Here is a 26,615-nt window from a genome sequence, read left to right on the forward strand (position 1 = left end):
GATTTTTAGAATAAAGTTGACAGATAGACGTATTTATACGTATAATTACAAAGACTGTCTATTGACTGTTTTAGTTTAAATGATTAATTCATCCCTTAGGGAGGTGCAGGATAAATGAAAAGAACGTATCAACCAAATAATCGTAAACGTAAAAAAGTACATGGCTTTCGCTCTCGTATGAGCACAAAAAACGGACGTAAAGTCTTGGCACGCCGTCGCCGTAAAGGTAGAAAAGTCTTGTCTGCATAGGCCACTGAATAATCAGTGGTCTTTTTTCACTTTACGTAGAAAGCGTGTACGAAAAGGGAAAGCTAGGGAGTAATATTACTTCCGAATACATATATAAATATACTGAAATAAGGACAAGCTGATAAGAAAGTATTTGTAGTTTTGTAGTAAGGTGATAACGATGAAGAAAGAATTCCGGATCAAAAAGAATGAAGAATTTCAATATGCATTTAAATGTGGTAAATCCTTTGCTAATCGACAGCTTGTCATCTATTATGTAGAAAAAAAGGGGCAAGAACATTTTCGAATAGGGCTTTCCGTGGGAAAGAAAATTGGAAATGCAGTGACAAGAAATCGTATCAAACGTTATTTACGTCAAGCTTTTCAAGAATTAGAAGATACGATTGCTTATCCCTATGACATAGTTATTATTGCTAGAAATCCAGCAAAGAATATGGAGTTCTATGAAATGAAGAAAAGTTTAACGCATCTTTTATATAAAGAACGTTTATTAAAGAATCAATGAATTTGATATAGAATCTTAGGATAGTTTAGGTTAAAATAGCTTTTAGGATACGTTTTTTATAAGAATCAGTTGTTGATAGTTAAGCGCTTGCGCTTATATTTTAGTTAGGAGGAAACGGTGTTGCGTAAAAAGTTTTGGTTGCTAGTGACACTAATAGGTTTATTAGCAATTCTTTCTGGATGTACCGATGTTAATGAGCCGATTACAGAGGATAGTGAAGGGATCTGGAATTCCTACTTCGTTTATCCAGTGTCTTGGCTAATCACCTATTTTGCTGAGTTATTTAATGAAAATTATGGACTGGCAATTGTAATTGTTACTGTCCTTGTACGTTTAGTTCTACTACCATTAAACGTAAAACAATTAAAAAGTTCAAAAGCAATGCAGGATATTCAGCCAAAGCTGAAAGAACTGCAACAGAAATATAGTTCAAAAGATGCCAATACACAGCAAAAATTGCAACAGGAAACGATGCAATTATTTCAAAAAAATGGGGTAAACCCATTGGCTGGATGTTTGCCAATTTTTATTCAAATGCCAATTCTAATTGCTATGTACCATGCAATAATGCGTACAGAATCGATTAAAACCCATAGTTTTCTATGGTTTGAATTAGGAGCCCGTGATCCATTCTTTATCTTACCAATTATTGCTGCTGTAGCTACTTGGCTGCAACAAAAATTAATGATGGCAGGTAGCCCTGCATCGCAAAATCCACAAATGATGGTTATGCTTTATGTGATGCCAATTATGATTGGTGTGTTTGCCATGTTCTTCCCATCTGCATTAGCATTATATTGGGTAGTTGGTAATATCTTTATGGTTGCTCAGACTTTATTAATCCGTAAGCCAATGATGGCTGATAAAAATAATGGAGGAGACAAAAAGTGAGAGAGATAACTGCTAGTGGACAAACGGTTGAAGAAGCGGTCCAATCAGCATTAGAGCAGTTAAATACAACCAGGGACCAAGTAGAAATTGACGTTATTGATGAAGGAAAAAAGGGACTATTAGGCCTGTTTGGCTCCAAACGTGCCTTTGTTAGGGTGCGAATTGCCAAAAACCCGATTGAAGAAACCAAAAACTACTTGCAGCAAATTGTTCAGCATATGAGTGTGGATGCTACCATTCATACAACAGTAGAAGAGAATCATGTAACCTATGATATACAAGGTGAAAATATTGCGATTTTAATTGGTAAACGTGGACAGACCTTAAATGCACTGCAATATTTATTACATCTTGCTATTAATAAATCCAGTGATAATTTTTATACGGTTACGCTGGATGCAGAAGGTTATCGTGGCCGGAGGAAAGAAACGCTTGAATCACTTGCATTGAAAATGGCAGACAAAGCGATTCGCCTAAATAAAAAGGTAGCGTTGGAGCCAATGCCTGCATTTGAACGAAAAATTATTCATAGTGTGTTGCAAACAAAAAATGAAGTTTCCACACATTCAGATGGAAGAGAACCACATCGCCATATTGTTATCGTGCCATAATAAGCTCTGTTAGAGATAAAACTTGTTTGTAAAAATATCCGCCTGTCTTTTTGATTCAGGCGGGTATTTTTTTCTCATTATAAAATAATTGTGCTTATTTCCAGCCAAAGTTATCCACATGTGCATAACTTTGGCTGGAAAAGGATGAAAAAATATGTTGTGGATAACTTTATTTTTGTGAAAGGTTATGGTATTCTAGTAAGTTAGTGACGATAAAAATAATTTTACGTTTCTATATATATCTCTGGATAAATGTTGGAGGTGAAAGCGATGGAAACAGATACAATTACTGCGATATCCACACCGGTTGGTGAGGGTGCAATAGCAATTGTTCGATTAAGTGGACCGGAAGCAATTCCGATAACAGCAAAATTATTTAAGGGAAAGAATTTAAGGAAAGTAGAATCTCATACTATTCATTATGGAAAAATAATGGATCCACAGACAAATGAAGTTGCCGAAGAAGTAATGGTTTCTGTGATGCGTTCGCCGAAAACATTTACTCGTGAAGATGTGGTTGAAATCAATTGTCATGGTGGTATGGTAGCTGTTAATCGTGTGTTAGAAATAATTTTAGGAAGTGGAGCAAGGCTAGCAGAACCAGGAGAATTTACCAAACGTGCTTTTCTAAATGGTAGAATTGACTTATCACAGGCAGAGGCAGTAATGGATCTAATACGAGCAAAAACAGATAAAGCAATGTCTGTCGCTTTAAAACAAATGGATGGGCGTTTATCAGGTCTGATTGAACGGTTGCGCCAAGATTTATTGGAGACAGTCGCTCATGTAGAAGTGAATATAGATTACCCTGAATACGATGATGTAGAAGAAATGTCACATGACATGATGCGAAAGAAAACGAAAGAAGTACACGCTGAAATTGAGAACCTCTTGCAGGTTGCTAAACAAGGGAAAATCTTACGTGAAGGCTTAGCTACGGCTATTATTGGTAGGCCAAATGTTGGTAAGTCTTCGTTGATGAATACACTTGTCCAAGAAAATAAAGCAATTGTAACTGAAGTTCCTGGAACTACACGGGACATTATTGAAGAATATGTGAATGTGCGTGGAGTTCCATTACGATTGGTAGACACAGCTGGTATTCGAGAAACGGAAGATATAGTCGAAAAAATTGGCGTGGAACGTTCGAGACAAGTACTAAAAGAGTCAGATTTGATTTTATTTGTACTCAACTATAACGATGTACTAACAGAAGAAGATGAAAAATTATTCAAGGCTATTCAAGGACTTGATTATATTGTAATAATTAATAAGACGGATTTGGATCAGAAATTGGATCTTGCACGAGTGAAAGAGTTGGCAGAAGGGAATCCTGTAGTTACCACTTCCTTAATTGAAGAAGCGGGAGTAGATGAGTTGGAAAAGGCGATTTCCACGACATTCTTCGAAGGTGAAATTGATACAGGGGACTTAACGTACGTCTCCAATGTGCGACATATCCAATTGCTAAAACAAGCAAAACAAGCGCTTGAAGATGCAATGGAAGGTCTAAAACTGGAAATGCCTTTAGATATTGTTCAAATTGATGTAACAAGAACATGGGAATTTTTAGGTGAGATTATTGGGGATACGGCAAGTGATAGTTTGATTGATCAATTGTTCTCACAATTTTGCTTAGGTAAATAGTTATAATAAAAAAGGAAGAAAGGATGAAAAACCATGACGTATGATGCAGGTCATTATGACGTAATTGTAGTTGGTGCAGGTCATGCAGGTGTAGAAGCTGGACTTGCAGCGGCGAAAATGGGTGCAAAGACATTGATGCTCACCCTCAATTTAGATATGATAGCCTTTATGCCTTGTAATCCATCAGTTGGCGGTCCTGCAAAGGGTATCGTTGTTCGTGAAATTGATGCTCTCGGTGGCGTAATGGGTAAAGTTATTGATAAAACGTATATTCAAATGCGTTTGTTAAATACAGGTAAAGGCCCAGCTGTGCAAGCTTTACGTGCTCAAGCTGATAAACCTTTGTATATAAAAGAAATGAAGAATATTATCGAAAATGAAAAAAACCTTACACTACGCCAAGGTATGGTTGACAGTTTAATTGTGGAAGATGGTGTATGTAAAGGCGTGATAACTGAAACACATGCAGCTTATCGTGCGGAAACAGTAATTATTACAACTGGTACGTTTATGCGAGGAAAAGTGTTAATGGGTGATCTAGAATATGAAAGTGGACCAAACAACCAACGACCAACCATTAAATTGTCTGAAAACCTAGAAGAACTCGGCTTAGAAATTACACGTTTTAAAACAGGTACACCTCCACGAGTAAATAGCCATACGATCGATTATTCTAAAACTGAAATTCAACCTGGGGATGAAAAACCTCAAAGTTTTTCTTATGAAACTACGGAATATATTACCGATCAAATACCTTGTTGGCTAACATATACGAATGAGTTCACACATGAAATAATTAATGAAAATCTATCGCTATCATCCATGTACTCAGGTATGAAAAGGGGAACAGGTCCACGGTATTGCCCGTCTATAGAGGATAAAATTGTCCGCTTTAACGACAAGCCGCATCATCAAATTTTCCTTGAACCAGAAGGAAGAGATACGGAAGAAGTATATGTACAAGGCTTGTCTACTTCACTGCCTGAATCGATTCAACATGGCATGGTTAGAAGTGTAAAAGGTTTAGAAAATGCTGAGATTATGCGTGCTGGTTATGCAATAGAATATGATGCAATTGTTCCTACACAATTGTGGCCAACACTGGAAACAAAAAACATTCCAGGATTATTTACAGCTGGACAAATTAACGGAACTTCTGGATATGAAGAAGCTGCTGCACAAGGAATTATGTCAGGAATAAACGCTGCTGCAAAAGTACTTGGAAAGGATCCAGTTATTCTTGACCGCTCTCAAGCTTATATTGGTGTATTAATTGATGATCTCGTGACAAAAGGTACGAATGAACCTTATCGTTTACTAACATCACGAGCAGAATACCGTTTATTATTAAGACATGATAATGCGGATCTACGAATGACGGAATTAGGCCATCAACTTGGACTTATTTCCGAAGAACGTTACGCTAAATTTGTCGAGAAATACCGTTTAGTAGAAGAAGAGAAAAAACGACTTCAAAAGCTCGTCGTTAAACCTTCACCAGAGGTAAATGGCATTCTAGAAGAAGCAGGCGCAGCACCATTAAAAGAAGCATTAAAAGCATATGATTTATTGAAACGACCAGAATTATCTTATGACTTACTTGCTCCAATTATAGATGCTCCAGAATTATCGAATGAAGTAACAGACCAAGTAGGGATTCAAATTAAGTATGAAGGGTATATTAAGAAAGCAAATGAACAAGTAGATCGTATGCTAAAAATGGAAGACAAAAAGATTCCAAGTGATATTGACTACGATGATATTGGCGGTTTGGCAACAGAAGCTAAGGAAAAACTTAAAAAAGTTCGTCCATTGTCAGTTGGGCAAGCGTCTCGGATCTCAGGGGTAAATCCAGCAGATATTTCCATTCTAATTGTCTATATTGAACAAGGAAATATAGCACGATTGGCTAATTAATAGGAAGAAATGAGATTCCATTAAAAAATCATTTCAGCGAAGGGAAGTATTCTTCGCTGAAATACCTTACATAAGGAGTATAGGATATGAATCCAGAACAATTTGTACAAGCACTTCAGCAAAAAGGGATATCATTGGATGAAAGGCAACAAGAACAGTTTGCCATTTATTATCGTACGTTAATTGAATGGAACGAAAAAATAAATTTAACGGGTTTAACAAAGGAAAATGATGTTTATCTCAAACATTTTTATGATTCTATAAGTGCTGCATTTTATTATGATTTCACTCATGCTAGGACAATTTGTGATGTAGGGGCAGGTGCAGGATTTCCAAGTATTCCTTTAAAGATATGCTTTCCCCACTTGCAAGTAACGATTGTAGATTCATTAAAGAAACGGATTGGCTTCCTTAATCAGTTAGCAACCGATTTAGATTTAAAAGAAGTGGCTTTTTATCATGATCGTGCGGAGAATTTTGGAAAGAATCGTCAATTTAGAGAATCATTTGATGTAGTAACTGCAAGGGCTGTTGCTCGTATGTCCGTTCTTAGTGAATTATGTTTACCTTTAACAGAAAAAAATGGCGTTTTTCTTGCTATGAAAGGTTCGAAAGCAAGTGAGGAAGTGAAGCAAGGAGAAGTTGCTATAGGAGAATTAGGCGGTAAAATATCTGCGATGCATACGTTTACATTACCGGAAGAAGCAAGTGAGAGATCTATCATTGAAGTTATAAAAATGAGAAAAACCCCAAAAAAATATCCTCGAAAAGCAGGTCTTCCTAATAAGGAGCCGCTTGAGTGAGGGTGGCTATTTTGATCGAAATGGACAATAAATAAACATATTCTTTCGATGAGAAATATGATAAAATAAAACGGAAACAAGCCTCTACAAAAAATGGAGGAGCCGTTTCAATGTTCGTTTATACGCGCAGTAGCATGGGTTGCTGCAGCGTTTTTTCTTATTAAACCCTTTTCCTGTGCTATAATAATGATAGATTCATATAATATGTTTCACGTGGAACATATTATATTTAATACATAGATGAGAACTTCAAAGTAAATTAGAGGTGGTGTGGGATTATGGTAAAACCCTTTAACCGTTTTTTTGGAATAGGTGATAAATCTGATAATGAAACTGAAACTGATGTAGAGTCCTATCATCCGGATGAAGTTATTCAGATCCCTGTTAAAAATATAGAACCCAATCGCTATCAACCAAGATCGATTTTTAGTGAAGAAAAAATAAATGAACTTGCCCAAACGATTCATACACATGGTATGATACAGCCGATTATTGTTCGAAAGTTAGATGAATCAGAGGGGGAGGAAGAAGCGCGGTACGAAATTATTGCCGGGGAACGCAGATGGCGAGCTGTCGAATCTTTAGGTTGGGAGAATATTTCTGCGATTCTCAGAGAGATGACAGATGCGGAAACAGCTTCTGTTGCTTTAATTGAAAATTTACAACGTGAAGAACTTACGGTAATTGAAGAAGCTACAGCTTATGCGAAGTTACTTGATATTCATTCCTTAACTCAAGAGGCGTTAGCTCAACGCTTAGGGAAAAATCAATCTACCATAGCAAATAAGTTACGTTTACTCAAGCTCCCACAACCGGTACAAGAAGCGTTATTAGGAAAATATATTACGGAGCGTCATGCTCGTGCGTTAATCAAATTGCAGGAAGCAGAATTGCAAGTAAAGCTGCTGCAAGAAATTCTGGAAAATGATTTAAACGTTAAACAGACGGAAGATCGGATTAAGAAGATGAATGAGCAGGATTCAGCGCCAAAGAAGAAATCAGTTACAAAACGAAAAGGGTTTAATAAAGATATTCGAATTGCTATGAATACGATAAGACAATCCTTAAATATGGTTTCAGATACAGGTGTAGAAGTAGAATCAGATGAACAGGATTTAGATGATTATTATCAAATAACAATTAAAATCCCAAAAAAGAACGCATAAATGAACAACTATTTTTACCCATCTTTATTAGTAAGATGGGTATTTTGCACCGTTAGTATTCGTTCGTTAAAGACAGTCGCTGATGTAAATTACGAATAGCTTACAATGTAAAATCATGCATCCATAATTTTAAAAAAATGATAGAATAGAAAGTATATAGTTTTAGGGTAGGTGTCAACATGGGAAAAGTAATGTCCATCGCAAATCAAAAAGGTGGCGTAGGAAAAACAACTTCATCAGTAAATTTAAGTGCTTGTCTTGCGCATCTTGGCAATAAAGTACTGCTTGTAGATGTTGATCCTCAAGGTAATGCAACAAGTGGAACAGGCGTGAATAAAGCAGATGTGAAGAATTGTATTTATAATGTTCTAGTAGAAGATTTACCAGCTGAAGAAGTTTGTATTCCAACAAATGTAGACAACTTAGATATCGTACCTGCTACCATTCAGCTTGCCGGTGCAGAAATTGAACTTGTACCAACAATATCTAGAGAAATACGCTTGAAAAAATCATTAGAGAATTTAACGGAAGTCTATGATTATATTATTATTGATTGTCCTCCTTCCTTAGGGTTATTAACTTTAAATGCGTTAACCGCTTCTGATACGGTGATCATCCCTGTACAATGTGAATATTATGCTTTAGAAGGACTAAGTCAACTACTAAATACCATTCGACTTGTTCAAAAGCATCTTAATAAGACGCTCATGATTGAAGGTGTACTGTTAACGATGCTTGATGCCCGTACAAATCTTGGTTTACAGGTAATTGAAGAAGTGAAGAAATACTTTCAAGATAAGGTGTATCAAACGGTAGTGCCAAGAAATGTAAGGTTAGGGGAAGCACCTAGTCATGGACAACCTATTATTACTTATGATCCAAAATCAAGGGGAGCAGAAGTTTATCTTGAACTAGCAAAGGAAGTGATGGCCAATGGTGAAAGGGTTAGGTAAAGGGATTAACGCTTTCTTTCCAGAAATAGAGGAAGAGAAAGATGATGTTGTTCAGGAAATAGCCATAACAGAATGTCGGCCAAATCCATATCAGCCGCGTAAAACATTTCATGCAGATGCAATTGAAGAATTAAAGGAATCGATATTAGAATATGGTATCATTCAGCCGCTTATTGTAAGAAAGAGTATAAAAGGATATGAAATCGTAGTTGGTGAAAGAAGGTATCGAGCTGGGAAAGAGGCAGGACTTGAAAAAATACCAGTAGTAATTAAAGAATTATCCGATGAAAAAATGATGGAGCTTGCTCTTTTAGAGAATTTGCAAAGGGAAGATTTAACCCCCATTGAGGAAGCTCATGCCTATGCTAATTTAATGAATGAGCTGAAGATTACCCAAGAAGAATTGTCTAAACGTCTCGGTAAGAGCCGCTCCCATATAGCGAATATGGTTCGTTTATTATCATTACCGGAGAAAGTAATCGCCTATATTAATAACGGTGAATTATCCATGGGACATGGGCGAGCATTGCTAGGAATAAAAGATAAAAGCAAATTACAACCTTTAATTCAAAAAATAAGGCGAGAAAAATTAAATGTAAGGCAAGTGGAGCAATTAATTCTTCAACTGAATGATAAACAAGTGAAGAAAAAAGAGAAACCCAAAAAAGATGTTTTTCTTCAAGAAAGAGAATCTTACTTAAGAAATCGTTTAGGGACTGCTGTTTCTATTCAACGAGGGAAACGCAAAGGGAAAATTGAAATAGAGTTTTATAACGATGACGATTTACAGCGGATTATGGACGTACTTGAGTAATAGAAGCTCGCTGTAATCATTCCATTTTTAGGTCGATAAAGCAAAAGTGTTCATCACAAGCGTTTTTGTTACGGCTGCCTATTGCTAGTTTGTCAGTGCTAGTGCTTGCAACTAACTGGATATGATTTGTTTATAAAGACTGACAATCTGTTGTCAGTCTTTTACTATAAATTCACGTAAAACAGACATAATACCACTGTTTCACGTGAAACAAATAGATGTACCAAATAGAAATGATAGCGATTATTTGAACTAGAATTTAGATGATACATAATAGGAGATGGGATAACATGGCACTATACGGTACATTAGTTAATGGTGTTTTAATAATTATTGGTAGTTTATTTGGTTTGTTATTTACAAAGATCCCGGAAAGATATAAAGAAACGGTTATGCAAGGGATTGGACTAGCAGTCATGTTAATTGGAATTCAAATGGCATTATCAACAGAATATATTATTGTTGTCTTATTAAGTTTACTCTCTGGTGCCATTATAGGCGAGTTAATTCATTTGGAATCCGGGTTAAATCGTTTAGGTAACTGGGTTGGTAGTAAATTCACCTCGACAAATTCGACAAATAGTGACTTTAGTGTTTCTCAAGGGTTTGTTACTGCTTCACTTGTGTTTGTGATTGGTGCGATGTCAGTAATTGGAGCATTAGATAGTGGGATTCGTGGTGATCATGAGGTACTAATCACGAAAGGTATTCTTGATGGGTTTGTTGCCCTCGTATTAACAACTACATTAGGCTATGGTGTTATTTTATCGGTAATCCCAGTTGTCGTCTATCAAGGAAGTATTGCTTTACTAGCTACCCAAATTGAAGGAATGCTTCCAGAGTCATTTCTGAATGGTATGATCAATGAATTAACAGCTGTCGGTGGGTTACTTATTCTTGCAATTGGTCTAAACCTACTGAAAATCACGACCATTCGAATCGGTAATCTATTGCCATCTATTGTTATGGTAGGAATAATCTATTATATTTATCAATTATTTTAAAATAGGTATTTGCAATCATTCCTGATTGAAAGACAATTAATTCTATAGCAGAATGGAAGTCATAAGTATGGCTACAGCAGTTAACATGGGTAAGCAACAATCGCTTACCCTTAAATTTTTCCCTAGTATTGTTCCGATAGTGTTATCATCATTGATTAAATAAGTAAAAAATAATTAACCCGAGTCTATTAAATGGATTCGGGTTTTGTTTAGCTGAAATATTTTCCCCTCTTTAAGGTTATATAATGGTAGGTTTTGATACTTGGATAACGACAGAAGGAGTAGCTTTCCCATAGGTTAAACACTGATCCAATTCATCCAATAAGGAAGAAATTTGTTGGGCCATTGCCATCACTAGGCTAAGTCTCGTATTTTGAAGCACAGAATACTCCATGAACCCACTTACATTCACCACCCCAGTAATATGCATATCTCCAATTGCAGGTAATGGTTTATTTAATGCTGCTCCAGGTTTAATTGGCCCTGTACCTGTAATTAGTAAACCCACAGAACTATGTTTGCCTAAACAGGCATCAACAGCAATGATAAATGGATTTGAATGGTGTGTCTCAATATAATCGATATATTCTGTTAAGTTTGTAGCGTGTACAGGCTCTTCTAATGTCCCATATACGGTAATATGCTTTGGTTTTTTTTCAGCCAGTAATGTTCCTGCTAATGGGCCTAACGAGTCACCTGTAGAACGGTCAGTGCCAATGAAAACAACAACATAATCATGCGGTGAATTTGGGAACCAGGATATAATTTTATCACGCATAGAAGGAATAAAATCAGAATCTGTATGGAGCATCCGTAAATTTTCATTTCTTTTCCATAAACTGTTTTTAAAATTCATAGCTTATCCTCCAAAAACATATTGGTATAGTATACGGAATTTTTAACAGATCTATACATTGATTATTAAAAATATTGGAGGAACCGAAATGCTGCGTGGTGGATTAAAATGGATGTTTTTAATTATCGGAACAACAATTGGGGCAGGCTATGCTTCGGGGAGGGAACTTTGGCAATTTTTCGGCCATGAAAGTGGACTAGCTATTGGTTTATTTGCTCTATTTTTCACCATATGTTGTTTGGTCATTATGAGTATAAGCTACCAAAGAAAATCGACCCACTATTTACCTGTCCTTAAAGATATAGTTGGTAGGAGACTTACAGGAATCTATGATGTAATGATATTTATTTACCTGTTTACCACAACCGTTATCATGATTGCTGGTAGTGGGGCAACATCTCAGGCATTTAACTTCTCCTATTGGTGGGGGATCAGTATAATAATTATAGCGCTGGTTGTTTTATTTCTGAAAGGGATTAATGGCTTGTTATCTATTAATCAATTTATCTTGCCACTACTTTTGGTTGGTCTATTATTTGTATTGCTGTGGTTTACGATTGATCAGGAATTAAATTTGTTCTCACATTGGGATGAACAACGAAATTGGACAGCAGCGTTTCCGTTTACGGCATTAAATATTCTTCCATTAATTGCTGTATTGGGTGCCATAGGGAATAAGGTACAATCCAAACAAGAAATATGGATTGCCTGTGTCGGAAGTGGCTTAACCTTAGGTGTCATTTCTTTTATTTATAATAATAGTTTAATTCAAATAGCAGATGAGTTATTGCTATATGAAATACCGTTATTTGCGATATTAAAACATTATCCATTTCAGATGCTAGTGTTAATGAGTGTCTTATTATGGTTTGCCATTTTCACGACCGCAGCTTCTGGCATACTGGGAATTGTTACGCGAATTCAAGATTATATTCAGCAACCATTATGGTTGATTGTTTGTGTAACCTTAGTTACAATGATTCCATTAACAGCGCTCGGTTTTTCTACTTTAATTAATTACTTGTACCCGATTTATGGTATTTTAAATTTATATGTATTAACTAGATTGTTATTATTTCCATTATGGAATAAAATTGAAGATAAAAAGACGTAATGTAAGTATGGCATAAAGGAGGGATCCTCAGTGGAAGGCAATGTACAACAAAATGTAGAAAAAAATGTAGAACAAGGAATTGAGGATATTACAACACTCTGGGATTATCTTACTGGTCCTGAGCTTTGGTGGACGTTAGGGGAAGGTGCTCTTAAAATTCTGATGATCATCGCGTTAGCATTTGCTATTGTACGTATTACTCGAAAAGTAGTCGATCGATTATTTAGAAGAAGAGAAAATGCCCCCATACGGATTACCGAACGTAGAGAAAACACACTAAAGAAATTAATTAAAAGTGTTGTTGCCTATGTGGTTTATTTCATTGCCATGATCATGATACTAGATAATGTACTCGGATTTAATGTCGGGGCTTTATTAGCCGGTGCTGGAGTAGCGGGCTTGGCTATTGGTTTTGGAGCACAGAATCTAGTACGAGATATTATCTCTGGTTTTTTCATCATTTTTGAAGATCAATTTTCCGTTGGAGATTATGTTGGGGTCTCCGGCATTGAGGGGACGGTTGAAGAAATTGGCCTCCGTACGACAAAAGTGTTGAGTTGGACCGGTGAAATGCACATCTTACCTAATGGCAATGTGACCCAAGTCATTAATTATTCGACACATAATGGACTAGCGATAATTGATGTTAATGTCCCTTATGAAAGCAGTGTGGACGATGCAGAGAAAATTATTAATGATGTGGCTGTAACGCTTCCTGATAAATATGATTTTCTTGTTGGTGTACCGGAAATAATAGGTGTTCAAAATTTAGAAGCTTCTCATTTTGTTATCCGTGTGATTGCTGATACATTACCTGGATTCCAATGGGCTGCAGAGCGAAATATTAGAAGAGATATACAAGATAAATTGTATAGAGAAGGTATCGAAATTCCTGCACCACGAATTGTTATGTATACAGGGAAAGAGAAGGAAAACGTCGTAAAGGATAGACAAACGGAAGGCTCAACGTCAAATCATCTACAAAAAGGATATCCGGAAACAGATTCAAGTCAAGGAGAACAAGCACCTCAACGGGATCAATAGATGTGGGGATATATACGATCTAGGATCAGAAAAGGAGAAGGAATACCATGGAAGATAAAGAATTTGCCCTAAATGATGTCGTACAGATGAAGAAGCAACATCCCTGTGGAGAAAATCGCTGGAAAATTATACGTATGGGGATGGATATTCGGATCAAATGTCTTGGCTGTGATCATAGTGTATTAATACCAAGAAGGCAATTCACCAAAAAACTAAAAAAAGTTATCGAAAAAGCAGAAAAAGGATAAGTAGTTAAAATAGACTATTTATCCATAAAAATGTTACTATAGCATTATAGAGAAAGAAAACTTATAAGATAATAGGGTGAAAAGCAAAAATAGGCATCATTTTATGCCTATTTTTGTTTTTTGCTAGCTTGTCATTTTAGAGGTAAATATCTATAATTAGGATGACAAACGCGTTCATATGAATGGAAATCCTTAAGGAGTGAATCTTGAATGTCATTAACAGCAGGAATTGTTGGTCTTCCTAATGTTGGAAAATCTACATTATTTAATGCTATTACCCAGGCTGGAGCGGAGGCTGCGAATTATCCTTTCGCTACCATTGATCCTAATGTTGGAATAGTGGAAGTACCAGACAATCGCTTGAATAAACTAACCGATTTAGTACAGCCCAAGAAGACAGTACCAACAACGTTTGAATTTACCGATATTGCAGGTATTGTAAAAGGAGCAAGTAAAGGCGAAGGATTAGGAAATCAATTTCTATCACATATTCGACAAGTAGATGCTATCTGTCAGGTAGTACGCTGTTTTGAAGACGATAATATTACACATGTATCTGGCAGAATTAACCCGATAGATGATATTGAGGTGATTAATCTAGAGCTAATTCTTGCCGATTTGGAAACAGTTACGAAGCGAATGCAAAGGGTAGAGAAATTAGCTAGACAAAAAGATAAAGCGGCGGTAGCCGAATATGATGTTCTATCGAAATTAAAAACCGGATTAGAAGATGAACAGCCAGCAAGAGCTACAGACTTTACCGAAGAACAACAGAAGATTGTAAAAGGACTACATCTGTTAACAAGCAAGCCAACACTTTACGTAGCAAATGTAAGTGAAGCGGAAATTACAGACCCTGACTCAAATGAAAACGTACAGAAGGTAAAAGCATATGCTGCTAAAGAAAATGCCCAAGTAATCGTTGTTTGTGCAAAGATAGAAGAAGAAATTGCAGAGTTGGATCAAGAAGAAAAAGAATTGTTTTTAGAAGATCTGGGGATAGCCGAATCTGGATTAGACAAGCTTATTAAAGCTGCTTATTCCTTGTTAGGATTAGCAACATATTTTACAGCCGGAGAACAAGAAGTCCGTGCTTGGACATTCCGTAAAGGAATTAAAGCACCACAGGCTGCAGGGATCATTCATACAGATTTTGAGCGAGGATTTATCCGAGCTGAGACCGTTTCTTATGATGATTTGATAGCAGCTGGAACGATGAACCAAGCAAAGGAAAATGGAAGAGTAAGATTAGAAGGAAAAGAATATATTGTGAAAGATGGCGACGTTATTCATTTTCGTTTTAATGTGTAACAGATTAGTAACGACGTAAATCGGATCTCTCGAAGACTTGTTAATTATAAAATGATTTGGTATAATACACTATTGTGAGTAATTAAAATTTGAATTACTCCTTGCTCCTGTTGCGATATGCAATGTTGTGTATCAATAAATAGGGGCCGTTAAGTCCAAAAGGAGGTGTAACGGATGAGAAAATACGAAATCATGTACATCATCCGCCCAGACATGGAAGAGGAAGCTCAAACAGCTTTGATTGAGCGTTTCAATGGAGTCCTTACTAATAATGGCGCGGAGATTGAAAAAGTTGATGAAAAAGGCAAGAAGCGTCTTGCTTATGAAATCAATGACTATCGTGATGGATATTATGTAGTCATTAACTTTAGTGCAGATGAGCAAGCAATTAATGAGTTTGATCGTCTAGCTAAGTTCTCTGATGATATTATTCGTCATATCGCAGTTCGAGAAGATGATCAATAAATAAGGAGTGGTTCTGATGTTAAATCGTGTCGTACTAGTCGGCAGGTTAACGAAGGATCCTGATTTACGGTATACACCAAGCGGGGTTGCTGTAGCTAATTTTACACTTGCAGTGAACCGTCCTTTTTCAAATCAGCAAGGTAATCGTGAAGCTGACTTCATTAACTGCGTTGTGTGGCGGAGACCAGCTGAGAACCTAGCAAATTATATGAAAAAAGGAAGTATGGTTGGTGTTGACGGTCGTGTACAAACACGTCGATTCGAGGGTCAGGATGGAAAGACTGTATTTGTTACAGAAATTGTTGCTGATAGTGTACAATTCCTGGAAACAAAAGGTTCTTCTCAAGGAGGACAAGATTCATCAGGATTCCAACCAAACAGAGACCAAAACCAGAACCAGTTTGAACCTAATCGCAATCAAGACGATCCATTTAAGAATAATGGAGAACCTATCGATATATCAGATGATGATTTACCATTTTAAAGAGCATTCTATGAAGAATAGGAGGGTTAACTATGGCAGCTCGTCGCGGTCGTGCAAAGCGTCGTAAGGTGTGTTACTTCACAGCGAACGGAATTACACACATTGACTATAAAGATGTTGATTTGCTAAAACGTTTCATTTCTGAACGTGGTAAAATTTTACCTCGTCGTGTTACTGGAACTTCAGCAAAATACCAACGTAAACTTACAAGAGCAATCAAACGTTCTCGTACAATGGCATTATTGCCTTACGTTGCAGATTAATAATATCTATAAAAGGGAAGCATCTTCATGAGATGCTTCCTTTTTTGGTTAACGGAGTTGCTGAGGCAGTGCCTGTGAAAGCGCCATAACTTCTAATTGCGTTTGAAAGAATGTTGAATTTGCTTAAGCGTACCCAACTTCATTAGCTTGCCTGTTTGGCTATTTATAACAAACGAAAACCAAGCTCATGCTGGGCTTGGTTTTCGTGGTTAGAATGGTTATTTTCTGTTATTGATGTTAATAAACTGATAAGACTCAAAAATCTCAGTTGCTTCTTCTGTGTTTAGAAAATCAATAAACGATTCTGCATCGTGGCGATTGGTACTATACGATGTCACACCTGCTGGATAAACAATTGGTGTATGCAGCTTTTTATTTATTTCTGTTAGCACATTTATTTGCTTGGAGCTAGCAGCATCAGAAGCGTAGACAACGCCTACATTACTTTTACCTGTTTCTACATACTGAAGTGCCTGACGAACATCATTTGTATAAACGAGTTTATTCTCTATTTGATCCCATACTCCTTGAGATTGTAGAGCTTCTTTTGCATACGTACCTGATGGAACGGTTATTGGATCGCCAACAGCTATACTACTCACAGAGGTATCTAAGAGGCTATGAATCGTAGGTAAAGAAAGACTTGATTCTTTATTACTAATGATAACGAGTTTATTACCAATAAAATTAGAACGCGATTCTTTAACAATAACATCTTCTTCTTCTAATACATTCATCCACTCTTGATTAGAAGATAAAAATAAATCAACTGGTGCTCCTTGTTGTATCTGCTGAGATAACTTTCCGGACCCTCCGTAGTTTACATCAACCGTAATGTAAGGATGACTCGCTTCAAAGGCAGAGATAATCTCTGGTAGTACATCCGTTAAGCTAGCGTCTGCAGATACTAATATTCTATTTTCTTCTGTTGATTCTTGAAAAGGTTCCTCTTGCTCAAACATGGCACATCCAGTTAATGAGAGTAAGGCAACCAGAAGAAGAATAAGATGCTTCATATAACCCCACCTTGCAGTTGTCGTAAATCATTATTTGGTACTCCGGCGTTTGGGATAAACGGAAATAATGATGATTAATAAAATAATGGAATATCCAGCAATCGCCCATAAATATGTATCACTAATTGAGAAAAATAAGGCTATTATCGTATACAAGATAAATGGAATCGTTGTGGTAAAAGCTGTCATTTTCCATAGTATCGAAAATTTAAGCTTCCTCCCCATTAGTTTTGCCAAACCTGTTGCAATATAAGCAATAATAGAAATTAAAATCAATACGATAATGGTCAGAGGCAAATAATAAAAAATGAAAAAGTAAATAATAATAAACAAGATACTCAGATCGGCGCTTAGCCCGCTATCTGTTGTAAATCGATCAATCAGCGACGGAATAGAAACAAGCATCAAGAGAATAAACATGTAAATAATTGTTATATCCATACCAACTCGATTAAGCTGAAAGATTGCCTTTTTTCTAGGTAATTTGATAGTATGTATAAATGCATTTAGAAATACCATGATTGTCCATCCTTATTTCTTATTTCAATTACTATTATAAGGCAAACAAGCAATAATTGCCTTTCTCGGACTTGAAAAAACAGTGACAATTCATATAACCTATTCATTTGTAATTACAATATATGACAAAACAGGGCATACGTAATAAATAATTCCCCTATATTTCGAGGTAAGCGAATAAATTATTACCCGGGAAATATTTTTTCTACCCTTTTCGACAACTATTTACGCTAAAAACATGTTATCATATTATAATGATATAGTATCAACCTAAGTAAGATGGGGTGCAAAATGAATCAATCAAAACAACTAACCGATGGTGCGTTATTAACAGCTGTATTTATTGGAATATTGCTTGTTAGCATGTTTATTCCGATTTTAGCTATGGTATCGATCTTTTTATTGCCAATTCCATTTATTTTATATACATCGAGACATGATTGGAAACCGGCATTACTAATGTTAACAGCAGCTTTGCTAATAACAATTTTACTAACAACGATTTACACGTTACCACTAACGATTGTTGCTGGCCTTGGTGGAATTTTAATTGGGAGTGCTATTTATAGAAAGCTAACTGCTTATGAAACATGGGCAAGGGGCACCTTTGGTTTTATTATAGGACTGCTATTTGCGTTTGTATTTACACAATTTGTGTTCGATGTAAATATCCTTCAACAATTTAAACAGATGACAACAGAATCCATGGAAATGTCATCTGGGGTTATTGAGCAATTTGCTACAGATGAACAAACAGAGGAATTAAAAGCAACGATGGAAGAGACGATGAATAGTTTAGTTGATCTTTTTCCATTTTTCCTAGCTGCATCAGCAATTTTATTTGCTTTTGTTAGTCAATGGGTGAGCTATAAAGTAATCAACCGATTAGATAGAAAGAATTTACATTTTCCACCGTTTCGAGATTTGCGTTTTCCAGTAGCAATTATTTTTGTTTATGTAATTGCACTATTGTTCGCATATATTTTTACAGATCCAGATAGTATGCTATATATGGCGACTCAGAATTTATTAGTAATCACACAAATGCTTGTGACGATTCAAGGGTTTTCATTCCTGTTTTTCTATACGCATCATAAAAATATGACAAAAGCGTTTCCGATTATATGTACAATATTAGCACTGTTTATCCCTATCCTACTTTTTATTGTACGCTTTATCGGGATTATCGATTTAGGATTTGAATTAAGAGATCGGTTAGCGAAGAAGAAATAAACGGTAATGAAAATAAAAGGTATTGCACAGTAGGAGCTGAATGTGATGTCAGATAAACAAAATAAGCCAACATTGAGAAATCATGTATGGATTATCTATCTCCTTTCCATTATTCTACTTGGAGTTATTTGGTATTTCCAGTGGATGTTGGGGCTAATCATGACTGTGCTATTAGCTGTTTCGCTTTACTATAGTATACGATCAGAACAAACGCTTCAAGACGAAGCGGAGCAGTATATAACAACGTTATCTCACAGGATTAAAAAGGTAGGAGAAGAAGCATTATTGGAGATGCCGTTTGGTATCATTCTATTTAGTGAGGATTATAAAATAGAATGGGCAAACCCATATATGAATCGATTTGAAAAGGATAGCTTAGTTGGAAATTCACTTCATACGTTATCAGAGGATTTAATTCCAAAGATAAAAGAGAATAAAGATGATATTTGGTTTCAATTACAAGGTTATATGTTTCAAACCACGGTAAAAAAACAAGAACGGCTACTATACTTATTTGATCGCACCGAGCAAGCGGAATTACAGAACCTCTATCATAATGAACAAACCGTGATTTCGTTTATTTTTTTAGATAACTATGAGGAAATCACACAAAACATGGATGATACGAATAAGAGCCATCTAAACTCACAAGTAACTTCCGTGTTAAATAAATGGGCTAATCACTATGGCCTCTATTTAAAACGAACATCCCAAGAGCGGTTTATTGCGGTCGGTTCAAAAGAAATTTTAGCAAGCTTGGAAAAGGCCAAATTTGAAATCTTAGATGAGGTACGTGAGTTAAGCGGCGAACGCAATACTCCTGTAACACTAAGTATTGGTGTTGGAGTAGGCAATGTGGATATACCAACATTAGGAGAATTAGCACAATCTAGTCTTGATTTAGCTCTCGGCCGAGGCGGTGACCAAGTAGCGATCAAGGATGAATCAGGCAAGGTTCGTTTCTATGGAGGGAAAACAAACCCAATGGAAAAGCGGACCCGTGTGAGAGCTAGAGTTATTTCTCATGCCTTAAAAGAGTTGATACGAGCAAGTGATAATGTAATTATTATGGGGCATAAAGCACCGGATATGGATGCATTAGGTGCAGCAATTGGCATATTAAATATAGCTCTTGCAAATGATGTGGAAGGCTATATTGTATTTGATCCAGAGGATGTTGACACAGGTGTGTATCGCCTTGTGAAAGCAATTCAGGATGACGAAAAACTTTGGCAGTATTTTATTGACCCTGACGAGGCAGACGCTGTTATCGGTAGTCGAAGTTTAATTGTAGTGGTTGATACCCATCGCCCTTCCATGGTTGCAAGTGAATCATTGCTGCAGAAATCGGATTATAAAGTCGTTATTGATCATCATCGTCGAGGGGAAGAGTTTATTAAAACTCCAACACTCGTATATATGGAGCCATATGCATCTTCGACAGCAGAATTAGTAACCGAACTATTGGAATACCAACCGAAAAAATTAAAGCTAAGAATGTTGGAAGCGACCGCATTGCTTGCTGGTATCATTGTGGATACAAAAAGTTTTACGTTAAGAACGGGATCTAGAACGTTTGACGCAGCTTCCTATCTACGTGCAAAAGGTGCGGATACAGTGCTGGTACAAGAGTTCATGAAGGAAGACATTGATGTGTATGTTGAACGAAGTAAATTAATTGAACGGGCAGATATATTCAGAGATGAGATCGCTATATCTAAAGCAGAAGAAGGACAGGTTCATGGGCCGGTATTAATCGCACAGGCTGCAGATATATTACTCACGATGAGCGGCATTAGCGCTTCTTTTGTTATTTCCGAGCGGAAAGATGGAAGAGTTGGCATTAGTGCCAGGTCATTAGGAGATGTTAACGTACAAATTATAATGGAAAAGATGGACGGTGGTGGGCATTTAACCAATGCTGCTACTCAAATTAAAGATACCACCATTGATGAGGCAGAAAACCTATTAAAAGAAATTATAGATGAATATTATGAGGGGAGCGAATCCGAATGAAAGTAATATTTCTTAAAGATGTAAAAGGCAAAGGCAAAAAAGGTGAAGTGAAAAATGTTTCTGATGGGTACGCCCGTAACTATCTATTAAAATATAATTTAGCTGAAGAAGCAACATCAGGGAATCTTAAAGCATTAGATGCAAAGAAAAAGAAACAAGAACAATTAGAACAAGAAGAAAAAGAAGAAGCGATTCAATTAAAAGATAAATTGGCTAATTTAACAGTTGAATTAACTGCTAAATCCGGGGATAGTGGACGTTTATTTGGTTCGATTACAAGTAAACAGATTTCAGAAACGCTGAAAAAGGCTCACGGTTACCAGATTGATAAACGTAAAATTGAACTGGATTCACCTATTCGCTCGTTAGGCTATACAACGGTACCAGTGAAGCTACATCCAGAAGTTTCCGGTTCAATAAAAGTACATGTATCGGAAAAATAATCAAGGTTCTTTAAAATCATGATGCTGATGCGCCTTCCTTCTTAAAAGGTAAAAAGGATAGTTTCGAACAGGTAGGTTTTAGTTCTTTAGCTTGCTCACAGCCTCCGTACAAAAGTAAAGGTTACTCGCACTATGCGTTTCGGGAGAATGTACTGGAGCAAGGTTATTCCTGGAATACTAGAATCGCTGTTTAGTGTCCAGGGCGCATTTATTTTGATTTAACCTAGGTTAATTGGCAGGAATACTCCCACTTGAAGAGGAGATGATTTGTCCGAGAAGCCTAATTGAAGATTTACTTTATCTCCTAAGAAAGGGGACAGACCCAATGAGCGAGTCATGGAATGATCGTACACCACCACATAATATTGAAGCGGAGCAGTCGATTATCGGGGCTGTTTTTATTGATCCAGATGCCTTTTCCGCTGCATCGGAAATCTTGGTACCAGAGGATTTCTATCGTGCTAGTCATCAGCGTATTTTTGCATGCATGATGGCTCTTTCTGATCGAGGCGAACCAATTGATGTGGTTACTGTTACTTCTTATTTGTATAACGCTCAACAATTGGACGAAGCCGGTGGGGTTCAATACTTATCTGAGGTTGCTGATAGTGTACCGACAGCGGCAAATATCGGTTATTATTGCCGAATTGTTGAAGAGAAAGCATTGTTAAGGCGATTAATACGATCTGCAACGGATATTGTTACGTCTAGTTTTGAACGTCAGGATGAAGTAGAAGAAATTGTTAATGAAGCTGAAAAAAGCATTCTTGATGTGTCTGGGAGGAAGAATTCAGGTGCATTTAAAGCAATTAAAGATGTTTTAATAGATGTTTATGACAATATAGAACAATTACATCATCAAACTGGTGATGTCACAGGGATACCGACTGGATTTCGTGATTTAGACCGTATTACCTCCGGCTTTCAGCGAAATGATCTCATTATTGTCGCTGCACGTCCATCTGTAGGTAAAACCGCATTTGCACTGAATATTGCCCAGAATGTAGCTGTTAATACCGATGAGAATGTTGCCATCTTTAGTTTAGAGATGGGTGCCGATCAATTGGTGCAGCGTATGTTATGTGCGGAAGGGAATATAGATGCCCAACGATTACGAAATGGTCAGCTCCAGGCGGATGATTGGAGTAAGTTGACGATGGCTATGGGGAGTTTATCAAATGCGGGTATCTATATAGACGATACGCCGGGAATTCGTGTAGCAGATATACGCTCGAAATGTCGTCGTTTGAAACAAGAGCATGGACTTGGCATGATTTTGATTGATTATTTACAACTTATCCAAGGCAGTGCAAATTCAAAAGAAAACAGACAGCAAGAAGTTTCTGAGATTTCCAGAGCATTAAAAGGATTAGCGAGAGAATTAAATGTGCCTTTAATTGCATTATCTCAGCTATCCCGTGGTGTTGAATCTCGTCAGGATAAACGCCCGATGATGTCAGATTTACGTGAATCGGGAAGTATTGAGCAGGATGCTGATATAGTAGGATTTTTATATCGAGATGACTATTATGATTCCGAATCTGAAAAACAAAATATTATCGAAATAATTATCTCGAAGCAGCGGAATGGTCCCGTTGGTAATGTAGAATTGGCATTTGTGAAAGAGTATAATAAGTTTGTGGACTTAGACCACCGTTATCAAGAAAGTGATATACCACCAGTTTCCGTATAAAACAGCTCCAAGAGGGGCTGTTTTTTTGTTTATTGAATTTATACGAACAATATATTTGTATTTTAATGTAATGTTCGTATTTCACATTGACGATTAGGAGTATTACTGATAAAATTACTTTTGTGATTAATTAAAGACATACAATATTGATAAATATAGTGGAGGTGCACCATGTCCTCAGTAGTAGTTGTTGGAACGCAGTGGGGCGATGAAGGCAAAGGGAAGATTACTGATTTCTTATCGCAAAATGCCGAGGTAGTAGCTCGTTACCAAGGTGGTAACAATGCTGGACACACGATTAAATTTGACGATGTCACATACAAGTTGCATTTGATCCCATCTGGCATATTTTTTGATGAAAAGACATGTGTATTAGGGAATGGGATGGTTATTGATCCAAAGGCGTTTATGGATGAGATTGCCTATTTACATGAACGCAATATTTCAACGGATAACTTAAGGATCAGTAACCGTGCTCATATTATCTTACCTTACCACCTTAAATTAGATGTTTTGCAGGAAGAAGCAAAAGGCGAAAATAAGATTGGTACAACGAAAAAAGGTATTGGACCAGCTTATATGGATAAAGCAGCACGTTGTGGCATTCGTATCGCTGATTTAATGGATAAGGAAGTTTTTCGTGCGAAGCTTGAACAAAACCTATTAGAAAAAAATCGTCTATTCGAAAAGGTCTATGAAGTAGCGCCTATGCAAGTAGAAGAAATTCTCGAAGAATATTATGCGTATGGGCAGCAAATGGCAAAATACGTCTGCGATACTTCCGTCGTGTTAAATGATGCGTTGGATGAAGGACGTCGTGTCCTATTTGAAGGTGCACAAGGTGTTATGCTAGATATTGACCAAGGTACCTATCCATTCGTTACTTCCTCTAACCCGATTGCTGGAGGGGTTACGATCGGTTCTGGTGTGGGACCAACCAAGATTGACCATGTGGTAGGCGTTTCTAAAGCATATACAACTCGTGTAGGCGATGGTCCTTTTCCTACGGAGTTACATGATGAAATTGGAGAACAAATTCGTGAGGTTGGACGGGAATATGGAACGACTACAGGTCGGGCCCGTCGTGTTGGCTGGTTTGATAGTGTCGTTGTCCGCCATGCGCGTCGTGTAAGTGGTATTACCGATTTATCATTAAATTCGATAGATGTATTAACTGGAATCGAAACGGTTAAAATCTGTGTAGCGTATCGGTATAAAGGGGAAATCATTCATGAGTTCCCAGCTAGCTTAGCTGCACTTGCTGAATGTGAACCTGTTTATGAAGAAATGCCAGGCTGGACAGAAGATATAACGAACGCCAAAAGTCTGCATGAACTTCCAGAAAATGCCCGTCATTATTTGGAGCGGATTTCACAGCTTACGGAGATTCCTTTATCCATTTTCTCTGTTGGCCCAGATCGTGCACAAACCAATATTGTTCGAAGCGTATACAGCTAGAAAAAGTCCACCCATTGTGGTGCCCTCAGCTTGTAGTGAAACCTCGTGTTTTTCTACAAGCTTTTTTATCTGGATGTTCGCGAATGGACGTTAGAGCTTCCCATCATAAAAGGAGACTCCTCTATAACTAACTAACCCTAGAAATGCGTAACAGCTTGGGGCTGATACATTGCTTATCCAGGTTATCTGGAAATACCCCCCTTAACTATTGGTTTCATCCAATATTCGCCAATAAATTTCCTAATTATACTAAGAAATTGACTGTAGATATACATTTTCTTTACAATTCTGTTATTTCTATTTCTGAGTCTATTATCCTATGTTAGATTAATAGAAGCTAAATGGTCAGAAAGAGATGTAAGGAGGAGCAACGGGAAGTGGGTATAGGCAAAGATAAGAAAAAAAATAATAAAAAAGCTTCAACGGGCTTTCATATAAAAGTACTAACTGGATTTATTCTAGCAACTATCTTTACGGTTACGACGGTGTATGCAGCTGAAGACTTAGATACAGTCTATCATGTTTACATAGATGGCGAACATATTGGAAAAGTAGCTAATGAAAAAGTAGTTGATGATGCAATTGATCAAAAAATGGCAAAAGCCAAAACCGATAACCACACATCATTGCAACCGAAGCAAAAGATTTCTGTTATATCCGAAAAGGTATTTAACCCAACATTTGATCATGAGCGTGTGCTACATTCCATTAAGGCAGATGTCACGATAATCGCTGATGCTGTTGAACTCAACATTGGAGGGGAATCGGTAGGATATTATACGGATCGAGAAACAGCAGAACAGGTTGTCCGCAACTATGTCACAACCTTTGTAGATGAAAAAAACCTACAGGCATTAGCTTCTAAAGAGGAGGATAATCTCGAATCAAGCAACAGAGGTGATAAGCAAGTAACAGATGTAACGATTTCTGAGGACATTGATTACAAAGAAAAGCAAGTCACACCTGATCGTCTTTCTACACTTGAGCAAGGGATTGAAAGATTGCGTAAAGGAATGACGGAAGAAAAGGTGCATAAAGTTAATAAAGGGGAAGCATTAAGTGAAATTGCAGAAAACTATAATCTTTCGAACAAGAAATTAATGGATTTAAATGCATCCCTTGAGGAAAAAAGCGTATTAAAAATCGATCAGGAAATAACAGTAAATGAACAAAAACCAATTGCTGAAGTCATTGTGACGGAAACGCAGCTACAAGAAGAAAAAGTAGAGTATGAAACAGACATCATTACGTCTGGTGAATTGTATAAAGGGGAAGAAAAAACCAAACAAGAAGGTAAAGATGGTGAAAAAGAAGTACTTTACGAAACGGAAACTCGTAATGGAAATCAGGTGAATAAAGAAGTATTGAATGAAACCACTACGGAAGAACCCCAAAAAGAAATTATTATAAAAGGTACAAAAGAACTTCCATCTCGCGGTACTGGCGAGTTAGAATGGCCAGCGGTAGGTGGTCAAATAACGAGCCATATGGGAGAACGATGGGGAAAAAAGCATAAAGGTATTGATATTGCAGGTACTAGCGATCGTACAATCAAGGCAGCTGATAATGGAACAGTGGTTTCTGCCGGATTTGATGATGGTGGCTATGGAAACAAGGTGATCATCAATCACAATAACGGAATGAAAACCATTTACGCTCACTTGTCCTCATTGAGCGTTAACAAAGGAGATACGATTGAAAAAGGAAGTAAAATAGGGGTAATGGGTTCTACGGGGAATTCCACAGGCGTTCACCTCCATTTTGAAGTATATAAAGACGACCAGCGTGAAAACCCGATAGATTATGTTCAGAATTAAAAGCAAAAGAAGACTGGTTAAGAGCAGTGACTCTTGAATCAGTCTTTTTTCTAGTATAGAATGGAAAGTGATTTA

27 protein-coding genes are annotated in these 26,615 nt (G+C 36.9%); 24 read left to right on the forward strand and 3 right to left on the reverse strand.

The window, feature by feature from the left end:
* Window positions 1-114: 114 nt before the first annotated feature.
* From rpmH to BN990_RS00605, 11 genes are all read left to right on the forward strand, one after another.
* On the forward strand, window positions 115-249 hold the full coding sequence (gene rpmH / locus BN990_RS00555) for a 50S ribosomal protein L34 (protein WP_021290274.1): 135 nt from the start codon (window positions 115-117) through the stop codon (window positions 247-249).
* Between the two features lie 160 nt (window positions 250-409).
* Complete coding sequence (gene rnpA / locus BN990_RS00560) at window positions 410-754, forward strand: ribonuclease P protein component (RefSeq protein WP_021290273.1); 345 nt, start codon at window positions 410-412, stop codon at window positions 752-754.
* A 120-nt stretch (window positions 755-874) separates the two neighbouring features.
* Complete coding sequence (gene spoIIIJ / locus BN990_RS00565; protein WP_021290272.1) at window positions 875-1,645, forward strand: YidC family membrane integrase SpoIIIJ; 771 nt, start codon at window positions 875-877, stop codon at window positions 1,643-1,645.
* The gene (jag, locus tag BN990_RS00570; protein WP_021290271.1) at window positions 1,642-2,256 is read left to right on the forward strand and encodes an RNA-binding cell elongation regulator Jag/EloR; all 615 of its coding nucleotides are present in this window, start codon (window positions 1,642-1,644) and stop codon (window positions 2,254-2,256) included. Before spoIIIJ ends, jag begins: the two co-directional genes overlap by 4 nt.
* Before the next feature lie 270 nt (window positions 2,257-2,526).
* Window positions 2,527-3,903 carry a tRNA uridine-5-carboxymethylaminomethyl(34) synthesis GTPase MnmE gene (mnmE, locus tag BN990_RS00575; protein ID WP_021290270.1) on the forward strand — a complete coding sequence of 459 codons (1,377 nt, stop codon included), beginning with the start codon at window positions 2,527-2,529 and terminating at the stop codon, window positions 3,901-3,903.
* Window positions 3,904-3,936: 33 nt separating this feature from the next.
* Window positions 3,937-5,820, forward strand: coding sequence for a tRNA uridine-5-carboxymethylaminomethyl(34) synthesis enzyme MnmG (gene mnmG / locus BN990_RS00580; protein ID WP_038241607.1), 1,884 nt, complete (start codon window positions 3,937-3,939; stop codon window positions 5,818-5,820).
* Between the two features lie 86 nt (window positions 5,821-5,906).
* On the forward strand, window positions 5,907-6,623 hold the full coding sequence (gene rsmG / locus BN990_RS00585) for a 16S rRNA (guanine(527)-N(7))-methyltransferase RsmG (protein WP_021290268.1): 717 nt from the start codon (window positions 5,907-5,909) through the stop codon (window positions 6,621-6,623).
* A gap of 278 nt (window positions 6,624-6,901) precedes the next feature.
* Entirely contained in the window at window positions 6,902-7,789 is an 888-nt protein-coding gene (gene noc, locus BN990_RS00590) for a nucleoid occlusion protein (protein ID WP_038241609.1), read from the forward strand.
* Window positions 7,790-7,968: 179 nt separating this feature from the next.
* Window positions 7,969-8,742 carry a ParA family protein gene (locus BN990_RS00595; RefSeq protein WP_021290266.1) on the forward strand — a complete coding sequence of 258 codons (774 nt, stop codon included), beginning with the start codon at window positions 7,969-7,971 and terminating at the stop codon, window positions 8,740-8,742.
* On the forward strand, window positions 8,723-9,556 hold the full coding sequence (locus BN990_RS00600; RefSeq protein WP_038241612.1) for a ParB/RepB/Spo0J family partition protein: 834 nt from the start codon (window positions 8,723-8,725) through the stop codon (window positions 9,554-9,556). Before BN990_RS00595 ends, BN990_RS00600 begins: the two co-directional genes overlap by 20 nt.
* A gap of 290 nt (window positions 9,557-9,846) precedes the next feature.
* A complete protein-coding gene (locus BN990_RS00605; RefSeq protein ID WP_021290264.1) occupies window positions 9,847-10,560 on the forward strand; it encodes a DUF554 domain-containing protein in 714 nt (237 codons plus the stop codon).
* 238 nt (window positions 10,561-10,798) lie between these two features.
* Here BN990_RS00605 and yyaC read toward each other — a convergent pair whose 3' ends face one another.
* A complete protein-coding gene (gene yyaC / locus BN990_RS00610) occupies window positions 10,799-11,416 on the reverse strand; it encodes a spore protease YyaC (RefSeq protein ID WP_021290263.1) in 618 nt (205 codons plus the stop codon).
* 88 nt (window positions 11,417-11,504) lie between these two features.
* Here yyaC and BN990_RS00615 point away from each other — a divergent pair, with 88 nt between their 5' ends.
* The 7 genes from BN990_RS00615 to rpsR all read left to right on the forward strand — a co-directional run bounded on the left by BN990_RS00615 (window position 11,505) and on the right by rpsR (window position 16,345).
* Window positions 11,505-12,530, forward strand: coding sequence for a YkvI family membrane protein (locus tag BN990_RS00615; RefSeq protein ID WP_038241615.1), 1,026 nt, complete (start codon window positions 11,505-11,507; stop codon window positions 12,528-12,530).
* 30 nt (window positions 12,531-12,560) lie between these two features.
* Window positions 12,561-13,574: a mechanosensitive ion channel family protein gene (locus BN990_RS00620; RefSeq protein ID WP_370457685.1), complete on the forward strand. Its 1,014-nt coding sequence runs from the start codon at window positions 12,561-12,563 to the stop codon at window positions 13,572-13,574.
* A 47-nt stretch (window positions 13,575-13,621) separates the two neighbouring features.
* Window positions 13,622-13,822 (forward strand): DUF951 domain-containing protein, encoded by a 201-nt coding sequence (locus BN990_RS00625; RefSeq protein ID WP_021290260.1) that lies wholly within the window; start codon window positions 13,622-13,624, stop codon window positions 13,820-13,822.
* A 210-nt stretch (window positions 13,823-14,032) separates the two neighbouring features.
* A complete protein-coding gene (gene ychF / locus BN990_RS00630) occupies window positions 14,033-15,133 on the forward strand; it encodes a redox-regulated ATPase YchF (RefSeq protein ID WP_021290259.1) in 1,101 nt (366 codons plus the stop codon).
* Between the two features lie 174 nt (window positions 15,134-15,307).
* Window positions 15,308-15,598, forward strand: coding sequence for a 30S ribosomal protein S6 (gene rpsF / locus BN990_RS00635; RefSeq protein WP_021290258.1), 291 nt, complete (start codon window positions 15,308-15,310; stop codon window positions 15,596-15,598).
* Window positions 15,599-15,614: 16 nt separating this feature from the next.
* Complete coding sequence (gene ssb / locus BN990_RS00640) at window positions 15,615-16,082, forward strand: single-stranded DNA-binding protein (protein WP_021290257.1); 468 nt, start codon at window positions 15,615-15,617, stop codon at window positions 16,080-16,082.
* A 32-nt stretch (window positions 16,083-16,114) separates the two neighbouring features.
* Entirely contained in the window at window positions 16,115-16,345 is a 231-nt protein-coding gene (rpsR, locus tag BN990_RS00645) for a 30S ribosomal protein S18 (protein WP_021290256.1), read from the forward strand.
* A gap of 218 nt (window positions 16,346-16,563) precedes the next feature.
* On the opposite strand, the gene modA is transcribed toward rpsR, so the two are convergent.
* Both modA and BN990_RS00655 read right to left on the reverse strand, forming a co-directional pair.
* Window positions 16,564-17,361 (reverse strand): molybdate ABC transporter substrate-binding protein, encoded by a 798-nt coding sequence (gene modA / locus BN990_RS00650; protein ID WP_021290255.1) that lies wholly within the window; start codon window positions 17,359-17,361, stop codon window positions 16,564-16,566.
* Between the two features lie 30 nt (window positions 17,362-17,391).
* The gene (locus BN990_RS00655; RefSeq protein WP_021290254.1) at window positions 17,392-17,880 is read right to left on the reverse strand and encodes a DUF1189 family protein; all 489 of its coding nucleotides are present in this window, start codon (window positions 17,878-17,880) and stop codon (window positions 17,392-17,394) included.
* Between the two features lie 291 nt (window positions 17,881-18,171).
* On the opposite strand from BN990_RS00655, the gene BN990_RS00660 reads away from it, so the two are divergent.
* The 6 genes from BN990_RS00660 (at window position 18,172) to BN990_RS00685 (ending at window position 26,540) form a co-directional block, all read left to right on the forward strand.
* Complete coding sequence (locus tag BN990_RS00660; protein ID WP_038241618.1) at window positions 18,172-19,113, forward strand: YybS family protein; 942 nt, start codon at window positions 18,172-18,174, stop codon at window positions 19,111-19,113.
* 45 nt (window positions 19,114-19,158) lie between these two features.
* Entirely contained in the window at window positions 19,159-21,129 is a 1,971-nt protein-coding gene (locus tag BN990_RS00665) for a DHH family phosphoesterase (protein ID WP_021290252.1), read from the forward strand.
* Window positions 21,126-21,572 (forward strand): 50S ribosomal protein L9, encoded by a 447-nt coding sequence (gene rplI / locus BN990_RS00670; protein WP_021290251.1) that lies wholly within the window; start codon window positions 21,126-21,128, stop codon window positions 21,570-21,572. The genes BN990_RS00665 and rplI overlap by 4 nt, the downstream gene beginning before the upstream one ends.
* 325 nt (window positions 21,573-21,897) lie before the next feature.
* Window positions 21,898-23,265: a replicative DNA helicase gene (gene dnaB, locus BN990_RS00675; protein ID WP_021290250.1), complete on the forward strand. Its 1,368-nt coding sequence runs from the start codon at window positions 21,898-21,900 to the stop codon at window positions 23,263-23,265.
* Window positions 23,266-23,436: 171 nt separating this feature from the next.
* Window positions 23,437-24,723 carry an adenylosuccinate synthase gene (locus BN990_RS00680; protein WP_021290249.1) on the forward strand — a complete coding sequence of 429 codons (1,287 nt, stop codon included), beginning with the start codon at window positions 23,437-23,439 and terminating at the stop codon, window positions 24,721-24,723.
* Window positions 24,724-25,100: 377 nt separating this feature from the next.
* On the forward strand, window positions 25,101-26,540 hold the full coding sequence (locus BN990_RS00685) for a peptidoglycan DD-metalloendopeptidase family protein (protein ID WP_051738985.1): 1,440 nt from the start codon (window positions 25,101-25,103) through the stop codon (window positions 26,538-26,540).
* Window positions 26,541-26,615: the final 75 nt, after the last annotated feature.

This window comes from Virgibacillus salexigens, assembly GCF_000723585.1.
Lineage (GTDB): Bacteria > Bacillota > Bacilli > Bacillales > Amphibacillaceae > Virgibacillus > Virgibacillus salexigens.